The following is a 19,759-nucleotide window of genomic DNA, read 5'->3' on the forward strand; positions in this document are numbered from 1 at the left end:
GTGTACGAGGTGGCGAGCTTCTACCACCACTTCGACATCGTGCGCGGCGAAGAAGCCCAGGCACCCCGCCTGGTGCTGCGGGTGTGCGACAGCCTGAGCTGCAGCCTGGCCGGTGCGCGTGACCTGTTGGCCGCGCTGCCCGAACGCCTGCGCGCGGCCGGGCAGGGCGATGTGCAGGTGCAGGCCGTGCCCTGCGTGGGCCGCTGCGAACAAGCGCCCGTGGCCGTGGTGCACCAGTGCCCCGTGCCGCACGCCACGGCTGATGCCGTGCTGCAGGTGGTCGAATCCAAGCCAAAAAGGGCTCTTGCGCGCCACCCACAAGCGCTGACAGCTATCAATTTTGATGTGGCGGCGCTGGCGGAGAAAAGCATCCCCCTGCCACCTGGCGAGGTCAGCCCTGCCCACACCGACCTGGCCACCTACTGCGCCCATGGTGGCTACCAGACCGCCGCTGCGCTGGTCAACGGCGAGATGGATGCCGAGGCCGTGCTCGCGGCCATGGAAAACTCGGGCCTGCGGGGCCTGGGCGGCGCGGGATTTCCGGCCGGGCGCAAATGGCGCATCGTGCGCGACCAGCTTGCGCCGCGCCTCATGGCCGTCAATATTGACGAGGGCGAGCCCGGCACCTTCAAGGACCGCACGTATCTGGAACGCGACCCGCACCGCTTTCTGGAAGGCGTGCTCATCGCCGCCCAGGTGGTGGGCACCGAGGCCATCTATATCTATCTGCGCGACGAGTACCACGGCTGCCGCGCGCTGCTGCAGCAGGCTTTGGACGACTTGCGTGCCCAGCCCCCATGCCCCCTGCCGCACATCGAGTTGCGGCGCGGCGCGGGCGCCTATATCTGCGGCGAAGAGTCGGCCATGATCGAAAGCATCGAAGGCAAACGTGGCGAGCCGCGCATGCGCCCGCCCTACATCGCGCAGGTAGGTCTGTTTGGGCGACCCACGCTGGAGCACAACTTCGAGACGCTGTACTGGGTGCGCGACATCGTCGAGCGCGGCCCGGGCTGGTTTGCCAGCTTTGGCCGCCACGGTCGCAAGGGGCTGCGTAGTTTCAGCGTGAGCGGGCGGGTGAAGCTCCCCGGCGTCAAGCTCGCTCCGGCGGGCATCACGGTGCAGGAACTCATCGACGAATACTGCGGTGGCATGCTGGATGGGCACGCGCTGTATGCCTACCTGCCCGGCGGTGCCTCGGGCGGCATTCTGCCCGCCAGTCTCAACAACATTCCGCTGGACTTCGACACGCTGCAGCCCCACGGCTGCTTCATTGGCTCGGCTGCCGTCATCGTGCTCAGCCAGCACGACCGCGCGCGCGATGCGGCGCTGAACGTGATGCGGTTTTTCGAACACGAAAGCTGCGGCCAGTGCACGCCCTGCCGCGTGGGCACGGCCAAGGCAGCCACGCTGATGCAAGCGCCGCAGTGGGACGAAGAACTGCTCGATGACCTGGCGCAGGTGATGGCCGACGCCTCCATCTGCGGCCTGGGCCAGGCTGCGCCCAACCCCATCCGCTGCATCCACAAATACTTCCCGCACGAAGTGGGCGAGGGGCCCTGGCCGGGCGATCTGCCCAAGCCGCGCAACAGCCCGCTGACGGAGCAACTGCCCAAGGGAGTCCAGCCATGAGCGCATTGCACGGCACCTGTGGCGTGGCCTTCGAACTGGACGGCCAGCCCGTCACCGCCCGCCCTGGCGAAACCATTCTGAAAGCCGCACAACGCCACGGCGTGGAGATTCCGCACCTTTGCTACACCGACGGCCTGCGCCCCGACGGCAATTGCCGCGCCTGCGTGGTCGAGATCGCGGGCGAGCGCACGCTGGCCCCCAGCTGCTGCCGTGCGCCCACCGAGGGCATGAAGGTGTTGGCCACCAGCCCGCGTGCCCGCAAGAGTCAGCAGATGGTGGTGGAGATGCTGCTGTCCGACATGCCAGACCAGGGCTACCGGTGGAACGATGGGGATGCGAATGCTATTGATTTGATAGCTAAAAACATAATCCCATCAGGCGGAGAAGGCCATTTTTATTCAAATAAAGCCGAGACGATCGGCCAACACGGCGAGCTGAGCGCCTGGGCTGACCATCTGGGCGTGGAGGTGCGCCCTGCGCTCAAAGCCCTGCGCCGCGAGCAGCCTGCGGCTGATCTGAGCCACCCGGCCATGGCGGTGAATCTTGACGCCTGCATCCAGTGCAACCGCTGCGTGCGCGCCTGCCGCGAAAGCCAAGTCAACGACGTGATTGGCTATGCGCTGCGCGGTGCCGACAGCAAGATCGTCTTCGACCTGGACGACCCCATGGCCGAGAGCACCTGCGTGGCCTGCGGCGAATGTGTGCAGGCCTGCCCCACGGGCGCGCTCAGCCCCAAGACGCACATCGGTTCGCAAAAGGTGGACCGCAAGGTCGATTCGGTCTGCCCGTTCTGCGGTGTGGGCTGCCTCATTACCTACAACGTGCGCGATGAAAAGATCATCAGCGTCGAAGGCCGCGACGGCCCGGCCAACCACGGCCGCCTGTGCGTGAAGGGGCGCTTTGGCTTCGACTACGCCCACCACCCTGACCGCCTTACCGTGCCGCTGATCCGCAAGAGCGGCGTGCCCAAGGAGGTGCGGCCCTACGGCGTGGATTGGCGCGATACCTTCCGCGAAGCAACCTGGGACGAGGCACTGGACCTGGCAGCGGGTCCGCTCAAAAACCTGCGCGACGCGCACGGCCCCAAGGCGCTGGCGGGCTTTGGCTCGGCCAAGGGCAGCAATGAAGAGGCCTACCTGTTCCAGAAGCTGGTACGCACTGGCTTTGGCAGCAACAACGTGGACCACTGCACCCGGCTGTGCCACGCCTCCAGCGTGGCTGCGCTGCTCGAAGGCGTGGGCTCGGGCGCCGTCAGCAATCCGGTGAACGATGTGGAGCATGCCGAGCTGATCTTTGTGATCGGCTCCAACCCCACGGCCAACCACCCGGTGGCGGCGACCTGGATGAAGAACGCGGCCAAGCGCGGGGCAAAGATCGTGCTGGCCGACCCGCGCGTGACCGACATTGGCCGCCACGCCTGGCGCACGCTGCAGTTCAAGGCCGATACCGACGTGGCCATGCTCAACGCGCTGATCCACACGGTGATCGACGAGGGCCTGGTGGATGAAGCCTTCATCAAGGGCCGTACCACTGATTTCGAGGCACTCAAGGCCAACGTGATGGGCTGCAGCCCCGAGGCCATGGCGCCCGTGTGCGGCATCCCCGCCGAGGCGCTGCGCGAGGTGGCGCGGGCGTTCGCAAAAAGCAAAGCCTCGATGATTTTGTGGGGCATGGGCGTGAGCCAGCACGTCCACGGCACCGACAACGCGCGCTGCCTGATTGCGCTGTGCGCGGTCACCGGCCAGATCGGCAAGCCCGGCTCGGGCCTGCACCCGCTGCGCGGCCAGAACAACGTGCAGGGCGCGAGCGACGCGGGCCTGATCCCCATGATGTTCCCCAACTACCAGCGCGTGGACAACGCCGGGGCGCATGCATGGTTTGAGGATTTCTGGGGCACCCCGCTGGACCAGACGCCCGGCTACACCGTGGTCGAGATCATGCACAAGGCGCTGGCGCCTGACAGCGACCCGCACAAGGTGCGCGGCATGTACATCATGGGCGAGAACCCCGCCATGAGCGACCCCGACCTGAACCACGCGCGCCACGCGCTGGCCAGCCTGCAGCACCTGGTGGTGCAGGACATCTTTATGACCGAAACCGCATGGCTGGCCGATGTGGTGCTGCCCGCCAGCGCCTGGCCCGAAAAGACCGGCACCGCCAGCAATACCGACCGCATGGTGCAGATGGGCCGCCGTGCGCTCAATCCGCCCGGGGATGCGCGGCCCGATCTCTGGATCATCCAGCAGATTGCCGCGCGCATGGGGCTGGACTGGAACTACGCAGGCGAAGAGTCTGGCGTGGCCGCTGTCTACGACGAAATGCGCCAGGCCATGCACGCGAGCATTGAGGGTATTACCTGGGAGCGCCTCGTGCACGAGTCCAGCGTGACCTACCCTTGCCTCACGCCGGATGACCCCGGCCAGCCCATCGTGTTCACGCAGCAATTCCCCACGCCCACCGGGCGCCTCAAGCTCGTACCCGCCAGCGTGATCCCGGCAGCAGAAAAGCCCGATGCGGACTATCCCCTGGTGCTCATCACCGGCCGCCAGCTGGAGCACTGGCACACAGGCAGCATGACGCGGCGCAGCACCGTGCTGGACGCCATCGAGCCCATGGCCACCGCATCGCTGCATGGCGATGAGCTGGCGCGGCTGGGGGTTGAACCGGGTGCGCTGGTGGGCATCCGCTCGCGGCGCGGCATGCTGCAGGTGCGCGTGCGCCGCGACGATGGCACGCCGCGCGGCACGGTGTTCATGCCCTTTGCCTACGTGGAGGCAGCAGCCAACCTGCTGACCAACGCGGCGCTGGACCCGTTTGGCAAGATTCCTGAGTTCAAGTACTGCGCGGTGGCGGTGGAGCGGCTGGAAGTCGCTGCAAGCTGAGGAAGCTCAAGGGGCTTTGCGGGTCGTGCTGACCCTGGCCCTGCGCCGGGGTACAGTCAGCGCCCATGACTGCCCCGCGCCCCTACACCGACGTCGCCGTGATCATGCGGTGCGAGCACATCGACAACCGCTGGCAACCCTGGCGCTGGTCGCTGGCCGAGGTGGTGATCCACGAACCCACTTTCGGCACTGAACCCCGCCCGCTGATCCAGGACGAGCGCGAGCAGCGCTGGTTGTTCCCGGGCTTTCGGGTGGAGCTGTTCCGCGACGACGCCGAGGGCTACCACCTCAATCTCACCTCGCCCGCGCCCTGCTGGTTTGTGATGTGGCGCCGCGATGAAGACCCCGGCACAGGTGAGATCCCCCTGGCCCGCCCAATGGCCGTGAGCCTGAGTTACCACGACGCTGGCCGCTGGCTGGACGCGCAGGAAACCGTGGAGCAGGTGCCTGCGGCCCCCGAGGTGCTGGAGGTGCTGCGCGCCTTTGTGGCCGAGCACTACCAACCCGAGCCCAAGCGCCGCAAGCGGCCGGACAGTTTTCAATCGCTGAAAGACCGCTTCGGTAGCCCTGCTTCGGTGTCCACCGAGAAGCAACGTGGCGGAGGTGGTGGCCATGGCTGACGGCTTCCTCGGCCGCTGGTCGCGCCGCAAGCAGGATGTGCGGGAAGGCAAGCCGGTGCAGGAGGCTCCGCCGCTCGCACCTGCGCTCGCACCCCAGGCTGCTCCGCCGGCCCCTGCGACCACTGCCGCGCCCACCACCGCGGAGCCCGCTGCCGAGCCACCAGCGCCTACGTTGGCGGACGCCGAGGCCCTGACCCCCGCATCGGATTTCAAGCCCTTTGTGTCCCGCGCCGTGTCGCCCGAGGTGCGCAACCTGGCCATGAAAAAGCTGTTCGCCGATCCGCACTTCAATGTGATGGACGGTCTGGACATCTACATCGACGACTACTCCCAGCCCGACCCGCTGCCTGCAGGCATGTTGCGCCAGATGGTCAGCGCCCATGCGATGGGCTTCTTCGACCACGAGAAAAAGGCAGGGGGCGAGGCAGAAACCGATCCTGCAGGCGCAATAGCCCCGGTGGCCGCTCAGCCTCGGGATGTTGCGGGTGCCACCGGCGCCGAAGACGTGGCACAGTCCGGGGTATGCAACGCTGTTCCTAGCGTTCCCACCAGCGAGCCTGCGCTGGCCGACCGTTCTGCACAAGAGGGGGTGGCCACGCCAGCCAGCCACACCCACGATGACCAAGACGCTCATTTGCGACTGCAACCAGACGATGCCCCTCAACGCCAAGGCGTTGGGCGAGGCACTGCATGAAGACCTGACCCTCCATTCCACCCTGTGCCGCCGCGACGCAGGGGCGTTTCAGAAAGCCATCCAGTCCGGGCAGGACGTGGTGGTGGCCTGCACCCAGGAGCAGCGCCTGTTTGGCGATCTGGGCCAGCAGACCGAAGGCGCGGTGTCGCCCATCCGCTTCGTCAATATCCGCGAGACCGGCGGCTGGAGCCGGGATGCCGCCAAGGCCAGCCCCAAGATTGCGGCACTGCTGGCCGCCGCCCGGCTGCCCGACCCGCCGCCCGTGCCCACGGTCACTTACAAGAGCACGGGCCGTTTGCTCATCATCGGCCCGCTTGACCAGGCCGAGCAGGCCGCCGCCCTGGTGTCGGATGTGCTGGATGTGACGCTGTTCACCCAGGGCCCTGGCAACGCCGGCGGCGCGCAGGCGCGGCGCTTTCCGGTACTGGGCGGGCGCATTACGGGCCTTGCAGGGTGGCTGGGCGCGTTTGAGCTGCAGTGGAAGGCCGACAACCCCATTGACCTCGACCTGTGCACACGCTGCAACGCCTGTGTGGCGGCCTGCCCCGAAAACGCCATTGGTCTGGATTACCAGATCGACCTGGCCGCCTGCCAGTCGCACCGCGCCTGTGTGAAGGTGTGCCAGGTGGCGGGTGCCCTCGACTTCACCCGCGATGCCGCGGCACAGACCGAGCGTTTTGACCTAGTGCTGGATTTGCGCCCGGCCACTGCCACGCCGACCTTTTTGCAGCATGCATTGCCGCAAGGCTATTTCCGCTGGGACGGGCACGATCTGTCGGCACTGCTCCAACTGCGCGAGCTGGTGGGTGAATTCGAGAAACCCAAGTTTTTTGTCTACAAACAAAAGCTCTGCGCCCACAGCCGCAACGAAACCGTGGGTTGCAACGCCTGCGTGGATATCTGCTCGGCCGAGGCCGTGAGCAGCGACAAAAGCCGCCAGCAAATCAAGGTGAACCCCAACCTGTGTGTGGGCTGCGGCGCCTGCACCACCGTGTGCCCCACGGGCGCGCTGACCTATGCCTACCCCAGTGCGACGGAACAGGGCACCAAGCTCAAGACGCTGCTGTCCACCTACACCGCTGCCGGTGGCAAGGATGCGGTGCTGTTGCTGCACAGCCAGGAACGTGGCCAGTCGCTGGTGGAAGAGTTGGGGCGCGCGGCACAGCTGAAGCTGGCGCAGGGCGTGCCTGCCAACGTGATCCCGGTGGCGCTGTGGCACACGGCCAGCACCGGGGTGGATCTGTGGCTCAGCGCAATCGCTTACGGCGCCTCGCAGGTGGTGGTGCTCTGCACCGATGAAGAGGCCCCGCAGTACCTCAATGGCCTGCTGGGGCAGATGGATGTGGCGCAAGCCATTTTGCGCGGGCTGGGCTACACCGGCGCACATCTGCAACTGCTGCGCGCCACGCACCCCACCGCGCTGGATGCAGCCTTGCAGGCCCTGGGCCAGACGCACCAGAAGACCCCGGCCGTGGCGGCACGTTTTGCGGTGGCGCAGGAAAAACGCAGCACGCTGGAGATGGCGCTGGACCACCTCGTCGAGCAGGCGCCTATGCCTGTGGCCGAGCGGCCTGCGGCTATTGCCTTGCCCGCAGTGGGCTCGCCGCTGGGCACGATTGAAGTCAACAAAGACCGCTGCACCTTGTGTCTGAGCTGCGTGAGCGCCTGCCCTGCCAGTGCACTGCAGGACAACCCGCAGCTGCCCCAGCTGCGCTTTATCGAAAAGAACTGCGTGCAGTGTGGCCTGTGTGCCACCACCTGCCCGGAAGACGCCATCACGCTGCAGCCGCGTCTGCTGCTGACACCTGAGCGCGCACAGCTGCGCGTACTCAACGAAGCCAAGCCCTGGGCTTGTGTGCGCTGCAGCAAACCCTTTGGGACCGTGAAGGCCATCGAGGCGATGCTGGGCAAGCTGTCGGGCCATCCGATGTTCCAGGGCGAGGCGCTGGAGCGCCTGAAGATGTGCAGCGACTGCCGTGTGATTGATCTGTATTCCTCCCAAAGCGAAACGAAAGTGACCGACCTGTGAGCGCACCCTCTGCTTCTTTGACCTCCCCGGGCAGCAGTTCCGCCTTGGATGAGGAAACCGCGCGGGCCGAACTCTATGGCCTGCTGTCGCAGCTGTACTACGCAGCGCCCAGCGCCGATCTGATGTCGGCCCTGCGTGTGGCGGTGACCGAGGCACCCGCCGAAGGGGGCTTTTTGCAGGAGCCCTGGCAACAGTTGGTGGGCGCTGCCCGCGCGCAGGACGATGCGGCCATTGCCCATGAGTTCGACCGCCTGTTTGGTGGCGTGGGCAAGCCTGAGGTGTACCTGTATGGGTCTCATTACCTGAGTGGCTTCTTGAACGAGAAACCCCTGGCCCGCCTGCGCACCGACCTGGATCGCCTGGGCCTGGCGCGCGACGACGCCATGCCCGAGACCGAGGACCACGTTGCCTACCTGTGCGAGGTGATGCGCTATTTGGTTGCGGGTGACGATGTGGCTGTCTGTAACCTGACGGCTCAGCGCGACTTTTTTGCAACGCATTTGCAGCCCTGGATCCCGCAGCTTTGTGATGTGCTAGCGGCACATCCGCAGGCACGCTTCTATGCCGCGCTGGCCCAGTTCACGCGGGCGTTTGCGTCCGTGGAAGCGCAGGGCTTCGACATGCTCGATTGACCTGCGGGCTGCCACAGTGTGCTTGTAGCCAGCGCTACAAAAGATGAGTGTATTAGTGGGGGGTGTAAGGCTGGATTGCAGTGTTTTACACACTGGCATAGACTGTATGAATAGCTTTTCATAGCTTCCCCATTTGCTGCCAGCCATTCTGGAGACAACCATGCAGAACCGCCAGCCGAATCCCTCACGCCGCAGCTTTTTTGCCGGCGCCGCCACCGCAGGGGCTGCAGCAGCAGCCGTCGTGGCACTTCCCCATGTGGCTCCGTCCGAAGCGGTTGTCTCTGATACGCCCCGCCCCGCGCCCGAAAAGGGCGGTGGCTACCACCTGTCTGCGCATGTGAAGCAGTACTACAAGACCACCCAACTCTGACCGGGGCCTGCCATGTTGCTGACCAAGAAGTCCTCCCACGTCGCGCAGAGCGCCAGCGCCTCTGTATCGCCCTTTGTTCACAGCCTGCGCCGGGGCCTTTCCCAGGCTTTGCCCACCATGGATCGGCGCTCGTTTCTGCGCCGCTCCGGTCTGGGGGTCGGTGTCGGCATTGCCGCATCGCAACTCACGCTGGTCAAGAAATCCACTGCGGCCGAAGGCGCCAAGGTCGGCATTGGCGACAGCAAGATCGAAGTGCGCCGCACCATCTGTACCCACTGTTCGGTCGGTTGCGCGGTGGATGCCGTGGTGGAAAACGGCGTGTGGGTGCGTCAAGAGCCCGTGTTCGATTCGCCCATCAACCTGGGTGCCCACTGCGCCAAGGGTGCGGCCCTGCGTGAACACGGCCATGGCGAGTACCGCCTGCGTTACCCCATGAAGCTGGTCAATGGCAAGTACGAGCGCATCAGCTGGGACACGGCCTTGAACGAAATCACGGCCAAGATGCAGGAGCTGCGCAAGGCCAGCGGCCCCGACAGCGTGTACTTTGTGGGTTCGTCCAAGCACAACAACGAACAGGCCTACCTGCTGCGCAAGTTCGTGAGTTTCTGGGGCACCAACAACTGCGACCACCAGGCGCGTATCTGCCACTCGACCACCGTGGCGGGTGTGGCCAACACATGGGGCTATGGCGCCATGACCAATTCGTACAACGACATGCAAAACAGCAAAGTCGCTTTGTACATTGGCTCCAACGCCGCCGAAGCCCACCCGGTGAGCATGCTGCACATGTTGCACGCCAAGGAGACCGGCTGCAAGATGATCGTGGTGGACCCGCGTTTTACCCGCACGGCAGCCAAGGCCGACGAGTACGTACGCATCCGCTCGGGCACCGACATCCCGTTCTTGTTCGGCCTGCTGTATCACATCTTCAAGAACGGCTGGGAAGACAAGAAGTACATCCACGACCGTGTCTATGGCATGGAGAAGGTGCGCGAAGAAGTGCTGGCCAAGTGGACGCCTGACAAGGTGGAAGAGGCCTGCGGCGTCAAGGAAGACCAGGTTTTCAAGGTCGCCAAGATGCTGCACGACAACAACCCCGGCACCATCGTGTGGTGCATGGGCCAGACGCAGCACACCATCGGTAACGCGATCGTGCGTGCGTCGTGCATCTTGCAACTGGCGCTGGGCAACGTGGGCAAGAGCGGTGGCGGTACCAACATCTTCCGTGGCCACGATAACGTGCAGGGCGCGACGGATGTGGGCCCCAACCCTGACTCGCTGCCGGGCTACTATGGTCTGGCCGAGGGTTCGTGGAAGCACTTCGCCGCCGTGTGGGGCGTGGACTTCGAGTGGATCAAAAAGCAGTATGCGTCGCCCGCGATGATGACCAAGAGCGGCATCACCGTGTCGCGCTGGATCGACGGCGTGCTGGAGAAAAACGAGCTGATCGACCAGGACTCCAACCTGCGCGGCGTGTTCTTCTGGGGCCATGCGCCCAATTCGCAGACCCGTGGCCTGGAAATGAAGCGCGCCATGGACAAGCTCGATCTGCTGGTGGTGGTGGACCCATATCCATCTGCCACCGCAGCCATGGCCGCCATGCCCGGCAAGGCCGAAGACCTGAACCCCAACCGCGCGGTGTACTTGCTGCCAGCTGCCACGCAGTTTGAAACCAGTGGCTCGTGTACGGCCTCCAATCGTTCCATTCAATGGCGCGAGAAGGTCATCGAGCCGCTGTGGGAGAGTCGTTCGGACCACATGATCATGCTCCAGTTCGCACAGAAGCTCGGCTTTGCCGATGAGCTGTGCAAGAACTACAAGATGCAGAAGGTCAAGGGCATGGACGAGCCCGTGGTCGAGGACATCCTGCGCGAAATCAACAAGTCGGTTTGGACCATTGGCTACACCGGCCAGAGCCCAGAGCGCCTGAAGGCCCACATGAAGAACATGCATTTGTTCGACGTGAAGACCCTCAAGGCCAAAGGCGGCAAGGACAAGGAAACCGGCTACGACTTTGGTGGCGACTACTTTGGTTTGCCATGGCCGTGCTACGGCACGCCCGAACTCAAGCACCCGGGTTCACCCAATCTGTACGACACCTCCAAACATGTGATGGAAGGCGGCGGCAACTTCCGCGCCAACTTTGGTGTGGAGAAGGACGGCGTCAATCTGCTGGCCGAGGATGGCTCGCACTCCCTGGGCTGCGAGATCACGACGGGCTACCCCGAGTTTGACCATGTGCTGCTGAAAAAGCTGGGCTGGTGGGACGATCTCAGTGATGCCGAGAAGGCCAAGGCTGAAGGCAAGAACTGGAAGACCGACCCCACGGGCGCAATCATTCGCGTGGCCCTCAAGCATGGCTGTCACCCGTTTGGCAACGCCAAGGCGCGCGCGGTGGTGTGGAACTTCCCCGATGCGATTCCGCAGCACCGCGAGCCGCTGTATGGCACCCGGCCGGACCTCATGGCCAAGTACCCGACCCACGACGACAGGAAGGCCTTCTGGCGCTTGCCCACGCTTTATAAGAGCGTGCAGGAGAAGAATGTGGCCGACAAGGTACATGAGAAATTCCCGCTCATCATGAGCTCGGGGCGTCTGGTCGAGTACGAGGGCGGCGGTGAGGAAACCCGCTCCAATCCCTGGCTGGCCGAACTGCAGCAGGAGTCTTTTGTCGAGATCAACCCCAAGACGGCAGCTGACCGCGGCATCCGCAATGGCGAGCGTGTGTGGCTCAGCTCACCCACTGGCGCGCGACTCAACGTGCAGGCGCTGGTCACCGAGCGCGTGGCCCCCGACACGGTGTGGATGCCGTTTCACTTCTCGGGCCGCTGGCAGGGGGCGGACATGCTGGCGTACTACCCCAAGGGCGCGGCGCCTGTGGTGCGCGGTGAGGCCGTCAACACCGCGACAACGTATGGCTACGACAGTGTGACCATGATGCAAGAAACCAAGACCACGATCTGCAACGTGGAACGCGCCTGATCGCGCCACGCAAGGAGATACACATGGCACGAATGAAATTCATCTGTGACGCAGAGCGCTGCATCGAGTGCAACGGCTGCGTGACCGCCTGCAAGAACGAGCACGAGGTCCCTTGGGGTGTGAACCGCCGCCGCGTGGTCACGCTCAACGATGGCGTGCCGGGCGAAAAGTCCATCTCGGTGGCCTGCATGCACTGCAGCGATGCACCCTGCATGGCGGTATGCCCGGTCAACTGCTTCTACCGCACCGAAGAAGGTGTGGTGCTGCACGACAAGGACGTGTGCATCGGCTGCGGCTACTGCAGCTACGCCTGTCCGTTTGGCGCCCCGCAGTTTCCTTCCTCCGGCACCTTCGGAGTGCGCGGCAAGATGGACAAGTGCACGTTTTGTGCGGGAGGCCCCGAGGCCCACGGCAGCCAGGCCGAATTTGAAAAGTATGGCCGCAACCGCCTTGCCGAAGGCAAGCTGCCCGCCTGCGCAGAAATGTGCTCCACCAAGGCCCTGCTCGCCGGTGATGGCGATGTGGTGGCAGATATCTTCCGCAACCGTGTGGTGCAGCGTGGCAAGGGCGCCGAAGTGTGGGGCTGGGGCACGGCCTACGGTTCGCAACAGGCAGGTCAGCCTGCAGGAGGCAAGTCATGATTCAGCGCCTGCATCTCATCGCCATCACTGTCTTTGCTGTCGGCACCTTGGCCGCCTGCGGCGAAAAGCCGCAGACCGGCGCAGGTATCCGCAGCGATGCCGTGCCCTATGCGGGCACTGGCAGCAATTTCACCGAGCCGGGCTGGAAGGCGGGTGACAAAGCCAGTTGGGAAGCCCAGCTGAAAGCGCGTCAGCAGTACGGCCAGAACGAGTACTCCCGCACCCAAACCAAGTGAGGCCCACCATGAAACACATTGTGTGGTCCTTGGCTCTGGTGGCAGGGTTGGCAGGACTGGCTGGTGGTGCTGTGTTTGCGCAGCAGGCATCAGCGGCGTCCGCTGCGCCCCCCGCGCCTGGTGGCATTCAGAGCCAGAACATTTTCGAAGTCAAACCCGACGCGAGCGCCGACCCCAAGTACGCCGAGCAGACCAATGGCGAACGCGCCAAGGTGCAGCCTGGCAACAACGCGCCCATGTGGCGCCAGGTGGGGCAGGGTGTGACCGGCTACAGCAGCCTGCCAAAAACCCAGGCCCCCGAGGCGGGAAACCTGATCCAGCCGTTCGTGCAATACCCCGGATCGCGCTACACCAATGCGGGTGAGGCGTGGCGCCAGGTGCGCAACCACTGGATCATCCCCTATGGGGCGGCGTTGTTTGCCATCGTGCTGCTGGCCCTGGGCATCTTCTACTTTGTGAAGGGCCCGCTGGGGCATGAGCACCCCGACGGCACCGGCCCCCGCCGCATCGAGCGCTTCACCCCGTTCGAGCGAGCGGCCCACTGGGCCAATGCGTTTGCCTTCATTGCGCTGGCTATCTCCGGCATCGTGATGGCGTTTGGCAAGTTTTTCCTGCTGCCCATCATCGGGACGACTTTGTTTGGCTGGCTGACTTACGCGCTCAAGAACGTACACAACTTCGTTGGCCCGCTGTTTGCCGTGTCTTTGCTCGTGATCATTCTCACCTTCATCAAAGACAACATCGCCAACCGTGCCGACTTTGTCTGGCTGGCCAAGGGTGGCGGCATGCTGGGCAAGGGCGGCCATGAGGTTCCATCGCACCGTTTCAATGCGGGCGAGAAGGGCCTCTTCTGGTGGGGCATCACCATTCCCGGAATCTTTGTGGTAGCTACGGGGCTGGTGCTCGACAAGCTCATCCCCGGCTTTGGCGATGTGCGTGGCGACATGCAAATCGCCCACATGATTCACGCTACCCTGGCCATCTGGATGATGGCACTCATCTGTGGCCACATCTACATGGGCACGGTGGGCATGAAGGGCGCCTACAAGGCCATGCGCACGGGCTACGTGAGTGAGGGCTGGGCCAAGGAACACCACGAACTCTGGTATGACGACGTGCAGGCAGGCAAGATCCCGCGCCAGCGTAGCGCCAGCCAGCCAGCGGCCGATGCCGCCGCCACAGCATCTGCGGGCCAGCAGCCCGCGCAGGTATGAGGACCCGCACCATGACGACGACACGAACTATCTGTACCGCGTTGCTGGCGCTGTGCGCGGCAGGTGCTTACACGCTGGCTTCTGCCAAGTTGCCTGCCCCGTCGCCCGAGGCCGCCGCCAAGGCCGCAGAAGCTGCAGCCAAGACCGCATGGGCGGGCAAGGTGGACAACTACAAACTGTGCCTGTCGCAAGACAAGGTGGCAGCGTATTACCGCAAGACCACGCCATCGGCCAAGCCCGCTGCGTCTGCGCCAGCCTGCGCAGATCCGGGGCCCTTTGCCTATACGCCACCGCCCCCCAAGCCTGCCGAGGCCACGGGCAGCCCAGCAGCTACCGGTCCTGCGCCTGGCACCCCGACACCCGCAGCGGCTTCGGCCTCCGCGTCCAAGTCCTGATCGACCTCGGCAGGCCTGGGGTCTGCATGCATGCTGGCTGCAAGCAAGCCGCGTCACCCTGGTGGCGCGGCTTTTGTGTTTGTGGGTCTGCGGCTGCGCCACCCTGCGGCAGTGCGTATATTCTCTCCATGACCAGCCCCTTGCCGCCTTCTTCCGATTCGCCTGCCCTGCCTGACGTACCTGCGCTCCCACGCCTCACCCAAGCCCGGGCACCTCTGACCCATCATGTGGAGGTCGTCAACGAAAGGGGAGAAAGCGAGCAGGTGCAGATCCCCGCAGAGCGGCCCCTTACCATCTATGTCGACAAGCGCGAGCTGGTCACCCTGATGACGCTGGGCGCGCAGCCCGAGCTGCTGGTGCTGGGCTATCTGCGCAACCAGCGGCTGGTCGAATCAGTGTTCGACATCGAATCCATCACCGTGGACTGGGAAGTGCACGCCGCCGCCGTGCGCACACGCCACGGCATTGCCCGTATTGATGAACGCACCGCCAGCAAGGTGGTCACCACCGGCTGCGGCCAGGGCAGCGTGTTTGGCGGTCTGATGGACGAGGTAGACCGCATTGCGCTGCCCGATGCGCAGCTGACGCAGGCCCAGCTCTACGGCATCGTCAACGCCATCCGCCTCAAGGAGAGCACCTACAAATCTGCAGGCTCGGTGCATGGCTGCGCTTTGTTCCAAGGCGAGGAGCTGCTGACCTTTGTGGAAGACGTGGGCCGCCACAACGCCATCGACACCATTGCGGGCTGGATGTGGATGAACCCGGAAACTGCCGCAGCCGATGGAGTGGCGTCGGACAGCGCCTGTGCCATGCCCATGTCTGGTGCCGACAAGGTTTTCTACACCACGGGCCGCCTCACCAGCGAGATGGTCATCAAGTCCGCCCAGATGGGCGTTCCCATCGTGGTCTCGCGCAGTGGCATGACCCAGATGGGCCACGCGGTGGCGCAGCAGCTGGGCCTGTGCGCTATCGGGCGGGCGACGAATCGCCGGTTTGTGTGCTACAGCGGTGCGCAGCGGCTGGTGTTGCAGCCGGAGCTGGTGGTGGTGCCTGCGGCGAGGCCTGGCGGGGAGGTTTAGCTTGGCTTGGGGTCTGATCCGTCACGCCCCAATGGCATGATCTCGGTATGAAAGACCTGAACGCCAGCAGCAGCACCTGGGCCGATACCTTGCCCAGCCAGTGGGGGCCCGAACTTGCCGAGACCCAGTCCGAGGTGGAAGTCCCGCTGAATCGTCTAAAGCAAGACACCGCGCAGCAGCCATCGGCCCCGGGGGCTGCGAATGCTGCTGCTGAAGGTTTGTCAATATGGGGCTGGATGCGCGAGGGACTGCGGGCTGCGCTGTTCCTGCCGCCCCGCACGGCCGCCGCAGCGCCCACTCCCTGGCAGTTGCTGGTGTTGTCGCTGGTCAGCGCGGGCCTGCTGGTGGCGGCCTCGCGGCTGGAGGTGGTGGGCCCCGCTCAGTTCAACCTGCGCGGGTGGCTCACGCCGATGTGGAGTGGGCTGGTGCTGCTGTGGCTGGCCTGGTGGGCCATGGCCCCGGCCCAGCGTGCTGCAGCCAGTCCGGCGGCGGTGGCGTCGGCAAGTGTGCCCGCGCCCACGGGGGGCTTGGCCGCCTGGTATGTGTTGACGGCCTGGGCGCCGCTGGCACCCCTGCTGGTGTTGTATGTCTTGATGGCCTCGGCTGTGCACCGGCCCGGCCTATGGGGTGGATCGGTGGCAGCCATCGTGTTCTGGGTGGCCTATGGCGTGCTCACGCTGTGGGTGCTGGCCTCGCTGGTGGTGGTGAGTGCTCGCTTCATCCGGTCGCGTTGGCGCACGGCAGCGTTTTCTGTGGCCATGGCGGCGGTGATCGGTGTGGGCATGTGGCAGTTCCAGGACCAGCCTTGGGAGCCGGATGCACAGGCCATGGCCGATGCGTCGGGAGGAGCCGCTGCAGCCGCCGATGAGGCGCAGGAGCCCGAGCCCGTGCCGCTGGCCTTGACCCAGGCCATGTTTGAAGACCAGCAGGCACTGTGGCAACAGCAGGTGGATGCGCTGGCGCCTGAGCGCCCCGGGGTCGTTGATGTCTATGGGCTGGTGTTCGCCCCCTATGCCGACGAAAACGTGTTCCGCCGCGAAAGCACCATGGTCAGCAGCTTGCTGCAGGAGCGTTTCGACGCCCAGGGCCGGGTGCTGCACTTGCTCAACCATGCCGACACGGCCGACACCCACGCCTGGGCCACGCCCGAGAACCTGCAGCGGGCCGTGGCCGCGCTGGCGGCGCGCATGGACCGCGAGCACGATGTGCTGGTGGTGTACCTGACATCGCACGGCGCGCGCGACCACGCGCTGGCGGCCTCGCACTGGCCGCTGCAGGTGGCACCTGCAACGCCCGAGATGCTCCGCGCTGCGCTGGACGAAGCGGGAATCCGCAACCGGGTGATTGCGGTGTCGGCCTGCTATTCGGGCGGCTGGGTCGAACCCCTGGCCACCGACAGCACCCTGATCATGACGGCGGCTGATGCCACGCACACCTCGTACGGCTGCGGCAGGCTGTCGGATCTCACCTTCTTCGGCCGCGCCGTGTTCCACGAGCAGCTGCGCCAGACCCATTCGTTCACCGAGGCGTTTGCCAAGGCCGTGCCTCTGATCCAGCAGCGCGAAGTGGAGGCGGGCAAGGCAGATGGCTTCTCGAACCCGCAGATCCGCGTGGGCAAGCACATCACCCCCGTGCTGCAGGCGCTGGAGCAGAGGCTGCAGGCAGCCACCGTGGAGCCTGAGGCCAGCGGCGGCCACATGGCGTCAGCCCCCGCAGTCCGAGCCCAATAACAAGCCCCACCCAAACACCCCACGGCCTGTCAGCCCGTTCGCTTTGCGCTAAGGTCCGATGCCATGAACCTGTCTTTTCTGCGCCTTGGCTGGCGCACCCTGGCCCGGGACCTGCGCGCGGGCGAATTGCGCCTGCTCATCGTGGCGGTCACGCTGGCGGTGGCCGCGCTCACCTCCGTGGGGTTTTTTGCCGATCGCCTGCAAGGCGGTTTGCAGCGCGACGCGCTGCAACTGCTGGGTGGTGATGCGGTGGTGGCCAGCGACAACCCCACCCCTGCTGCCTTTGTGGAGCGCGCCAAGGCGCTGGGTTTGCAGTCGGTGACCACGCTGGGCTTTCCCACCATGGGCCGCGCAAGTGACGCGCAGGGCGGCGCCAGCAAACTTGTGGCGCTCAAGAGCGTGCAGCCCGGCTACCCGCTGCGTGGCCGCCTCACGGTGGCCGACGCCCCCGGCGCGCTGGAGCAGCCCACGCGTGACATCCCCGCGCCCGGCGAGGTGTGGGTGGATGCCCCGCTGCTCGAATCGCTCAACCTCGCCATGGGCGACAAGCTGCTTCTGGGAGATGCCCAGTTGCGCATCGCGCGCATCATCGTGATCGAGCCCGACCGGGGTGCGGGTTTCATGAGCTTCGCCCCCCGGGTGATGGTGAACGAGGCCGACCTGCCCGCTACCGGCCTGGTGCAGCCCGCCAGCCGCCTGACCTACCGTTTTGCAGTGATCGGCCCGGCGCCTGCCGTGAAAGCGTTCAACGACTGGGCGGCGACCGAAGCCAAAAAGCCCGACGTGCACGGCGTGAGGGTGGAGTCGCTCGAAAGCGGTCGCCCCGAAATGCGCCAGACGCTGGACCGCGCCCAGAAGTTCCTGAGCCTCGTGGCCCTGCTGGCCGCGCTGCTCTCGGCCGTGGCCGTGGCCTTGGCCGCGCGCGGTTTTGCGGCCGACCACCTTGATGCATCGGCCATGCTGCGGGTGCTGGGCCAGAGCCAACGCACCATTGCCGGCGCCTACACCACCGAATTTGCGCTGGTCGGCCTGTTTGCCAGCGCTTTAGGCGTGCTGCTGGGCTATGCGGTACACCACGCATTTGTGCTGCTGCTCGCGGGGCTGGTGGAGTCGGCCCTGCCCGCATCCAGCCTGTGGCCCGTGGCGTTTGGCTTGGGCATGGGGCTTACGTTGCTGTTTGCGTTTGGTCTGCCGCCCGTGCTGCAACTGGCCCAGGTGCCGCCGCTGCGCGTCATCCGGCGCGATGTGGGTGGGCTCAAGCCCGCCTCGCTGGCGGTGCTGGGCATTGGCGTGGCCGGGTTTGCAGCCCTGCTGCTGGCCGTGAGCAGCGACATCAAGCTGGGCCTGATTGCCGTGGGCGGTTTTGCCGGGGCCGTGGCCCTGTTTGCGGGGCTGTCGTGGGTGGCGGTCAAGCTGCTGCGGCGCAGCGTGAATGAAAGCACCGCACCGCGCTGGCTGGTGTTGGCCACGCGGCAGATCTCGGCGCGCCCTGCCTATGCCGTGGTGCAGGTCAGCAGCCTGGCCGTGGGCCTGCTCGCGCTGGTGCTGCTGGTGCTGCTGCGCACCGACCTCATCAGCAGCTGGCGCCAGGCGACACCGCCCGATGCGCCCAACCGTTTTGTCATCAACGTGATGCCCGACCAGGCCGACGCCTTTCAGCAGACGCTCAAGGACAGTGGCGTGGCCAAGTACGACTGGTATCCCATGATCCGGGGCCGCCTGCTGGCCGTGAACGGCAAGCCCGTAGGCCCGGCAGACTACACCGACGACCGCGCCAAGCGCCTGGTGGACCGCGAATTCAACCTCTCCAACGCCGTGGAGGCACCACCCCACAACCAGGTGGTGGCGGGCCAGTGGACGCCGGGCGAAGAGGGCGCCATCAGCGTCGAAGAGGGCATTGCCGAAACCCTGGGCCTGAAGATGGGCGACCGCCTGCTGTTTGATATGGGCGGCGTGCAGAACGAGGCGCGCATCACCAGCCTGCGCAAGGTGGACTGGGGCTCCATGCGGGCCAACTTCTTCGTGATGTACCCCGTGGCCACGGTAAAAGATGTGCCCGTGACTTATCTGGCGGCCTACCGCGCGCCCGAGACCCACGGCTTTGACAACGGCCTGGTGCGCCAATTCCCCAACATCACCAACGTGGACATGGGTGCCACCATTGCCCAGGTGCAGCGCGTGCTGGAGCAGGTGATCCGCGCGGTGGAGTTTTTGTTCGCCTTCACGCTGGCGGCGGGCCTGGTGGTGCTGTTTGCTGCCGTCACGGCCACGCGCGAAGAGCGCGCGCGCGAATACGCCATCATGCGCGCCGTGGGCGCCCGCGCCAGCCTGCTGCGCCAGGTGCAGCGCGCCGAGCTGGTGGGCGTGGGCCTGCTGGCAGGCTTTTTGGCCAGCGCAGTGGCGGTGGGCGTGGGCTGGGCGCTGGCGCGCTACGTGTTCGACTTCACCTGGACGGCCGCCCCCTGGGTGCCCCTGGCCGGTGCGCTTGCGGGCGCCGTGCTGGCGCTGGCGGCAGGCTGGTGGGGCTTGCGCGAGGTGCTGCTACGCCCCGTGGTAGACACTCTGCGCCGCGCGGCCGACTAGGCGGTGATTGGGTTATTTGCTATTAAAAATATAGCTATAAAGG

Annotated in this window: 15 protein-coding genes; all 15 read left to right on the forward strand. The window is 65.5% G+C overall.

Features of this window, described 5'->3' with window-relative positions:
- On the forward strand, positions 1-1,629 hold a 1,629-nt coding region (locus DBR12_RS03770), incomplete at its 5' end, for an NADH-ubiquinone oxidoreductase-F iron-sulfur binding region domain-containing protein (RefSeq protein WP_108616024.1).
- The gene (fdhF, locus tag DBR12_RS03775) at positions 1,626-4,511 is read left to right on the forward strand and encodes a formate dehydrogenase subunit alpha (protein WP_108616025.1); all 2,886 of its coding nucleotides are present in this window, start codon (positions 1,626-1,628) and stop codon (positions 4,509-4,511) included. The genes DBR12_RS03770 and fdhF, both read left to right, overlap by 4 nt.
- Before the next feature lie 65 nt (positions 4,512-4,576).
- Entirely contained in the window at positions 4,577-5,131 is a 555-nt protein-coding gene (locus DBR12_RS03780) for a DUF3305 domain-containing protein (protein WP_108616026.1), read from the forward strand.
- Entirely contained in the window at positions 5,124-5,825 is a 702-nt protein-coding gene (locus DBR12_RS03785) for a DUF3306 domain-containing protein (protein ID WP_108616036.1), read from the forward strand. The genes DBR12_RS03780 and DBR12_RS03785 overlap by 8 nt, the downstream gene beginning before the upstream one ends.
- A complete protein-coding gene (locus tag DBR12_RS03790; RefSeq protein ID WP_108616027.1) occupies positions 5,785-7,854 on the forward strand; it encodes a 4Fe-4S binding protein in 2,070 nt (689 codons plus the stop codon). Before DBR12_RS03785 ends, DBR12_RS03790 begins: the two co-directional genes overlap by 41 nt.
- Positions 7,851-8,486, forward strand: a complete 636-nt coding sequence (locus tag DBR12_RS03795) for a molecular chaperone (protein ID WP_108616028.1) — start codon at positions 7,851-7,853, stop codon at positions 8,484-8,486. Before DBR12_RS03790 ends, DBR12_RS03795 begins: the two co-directional genes overlap by 4 nt.
- A gap of 160 nt (positions 8,487-8,646) precedes the next feature.
- Positions 8,647-8,856, forward strand: a complete 210-nt coding sequence (locus tag DBR12_RS03800) for a twin-arginine translocation signal domain-containing protein (protein ID WP_108616037.1) — start codon at positions 8,647-8,649, stop codon at positions 8,854-8,856.
- A 12-nt stretch (positions 8,857-8,868) separates the two neighbouring features.
- Entirely contained in the window at positions 8,869-11,838 is a 2,970-nt protein-coding gene (locus DBR12_RS03805; protein WP_108616029.1) for a formate dehydrogenase subunit alpha, read from the forward strand.
- 23 nt (positions 11,839-11,861) lie between these two features.
- On the forward strand, positions 11,862-12,479 hold the full coding sequence (fdh3B, locus tag DBR12_RS03810) for a formate dehydrogenase FDH3 subunit beta (protein WP_108616030.1): 618 nt from the start codon (positions 11,862-11,864) through the stop codon (positions 12,477-12,479).
- On the forward strand, positions 12,476-12,715 hold the full coding sequence (locus DBR12_RS03815) for a hypothetical protein (RefSeq protein WP_108616031.1): 240 nt from the start codon (positions 12,476-12,478) through the stop codon (positions 12,713-12,715). Before fdh3B ends, DBR12_RS03815 begins: the two co-directional genes overlap by 4 nt.
- An 8-nt stretch (positions 12,716-12,723) precedes the next feature.
- Entirely contained in the window at positions 12,724-13,929 is a 1,206-nt protein-coding gene (locus DBR12_RS03820) for a formate dehydrogenase subunit gamma (protein WP_108616032.1), read from the forward strand.
- Between the two features lie 11 nt (positions 13,930-13,940).
- On the forward strand, positions 13,941-14,324 hold the full coding sequence (locus tag DBR12_RS03825; RefSeq protein WP_108616038.1) for a hypothetical protein: 384 nt from the start codon (positions 13,941-13,943) through the stop codon (positions 14,322-14,324).
- 128 nt (positions 14,325-14,452) lie between these two features.
- A complete protein-coding gene (locus DBR12_RS03830) occupies positions 14,453-15,403 on the forward strand; it encodes a formate dehydrogenase accessory sulfurtransferase FdhD (RefSeq protein WP_108616033.1) in 951 nt (316 codons plus the stop codon).
- A gap of 47 nt (positions 15,404-15,450) precedes the next feature.
- Positions 15,451-17,133 carry a C13 family peptidase gene (locus tag DBR12_RS03835; protein ID WP_108616034.1) on the forward strand — a complete coding sequence of 561 codons (1,683 nt, stop codon included), beginning with the start codon at positions 15,451-15,453 and terminating at the stop codon, positions 17,131-17,133.
- A gap of 63 nt (positions 17,134-17,196) precedes the next feature.
- Entirely contained in the window at positions 17,197-19,716 is a 2,520-nt protein-coding gene (locus DBR12_RS03840; RefSeq protein ID WP_108616035.1) for an ABC transporter permease, read from the forward strand.
- Positions 19,717-19,759 lie beyond the last annotated feature (43 nt).

Source organism: Acidovorax sp. HMWF029 (assembly GCF_003060895.1).
Classification (GTDB): Bacteria; Pseudomonadota; Gammaproteobacteria; order Burkholderiales; family Burkholderiaceae_C; genus Acidovorax.

Coding starts and splice junctions, on each gene's coding strand:
- DBR12_RS03815 (WP_108616031.1), top strand. CDS start 12,476: ATGATTCAGCGCCTGCATCTCATCGCCATCACTGTCTTTGCTGTCGGC.
- DBR12_RS03790 (WP_108616027.1), top strand. CDS start 5,785: ATGCCCCTCAACGCCAAGGCGTTGGGCGAGGCACTGCATGAAGACCTG.
- DBR12_RS03840 (WP_108616035.1), top strand. CDS start 17,197: ATGAACCTGTCTTTTCTGCGCCTTGGCTGGCGCACCCTGGCCCGGGAC.
- DBR12_RS03825 (WP_108616038.1), top strand. CDS start 13,941: ATGACGACGACACGAACTATCTGTACCGCGTTGCTGGCGCTGTGCGCG.
- DBR12_RS03835 (WP_108616034.1), top strand. CDS start 15,451: ATGAAAGACCTGAACGCCAGCAGCAGCACCTGGGCCGATACCTTGCCC.
- DBR12_RS03780 (WP_108616026.1), top strand. CDS start 4,577: ATGACTGCCCCGCGCCCCTACACCGACGTCGCCGTGATCATGCGGTGC.
- DBR12_RS03830 (WP_108616033.1), top strand. CDS start 14,453: ATGACCAGCCCCTTGCCGCCTTCTTCCGATTCGCCTGCCCTGCCTGAC.
- fdhF (WP_108616025.1), top strand. CDS start 1,626: ATGAGCGCATTGCACGGCACCTGTGGCGTGGCCTTCGAACTGGACGGC.
- DBR12_RS03805 (WP_108616029.1), top strand. CDS start 8,869: ATGTTGCTGACCAAGAAGTCCTCCCACGTCGCGCAGAGCGCCAGCGCC.
- DBR12_RS03785 (WP_108616036.1), top strand. CDS start 5,124: ATGGCTGACGGCTTCCTCGGCCGCTGGTCGCGCCGCAAGCAGGATGTG.
- fdh3B (WP_108616030.1), top strand. CDS start 11,862: ATGGCACGAATGAAATTCATCTGTGACGCAGAGCGCTGCATCGAGTGC.
- DBR12_RS03800 (WP_108616037.1), top strand. CDS start 8,647: ATGCAGAACCGCCAGCCGAATCCCTCACGCCGCAGCTTTTTTGCCGGC.
- DBR12_RS03820 (WP_108616032.1), top strand. CDS start 12,724: ATGAAACACATTGTGTGGTCCTTGGCTCTGGTGGCAGGGTTGGCAGGA.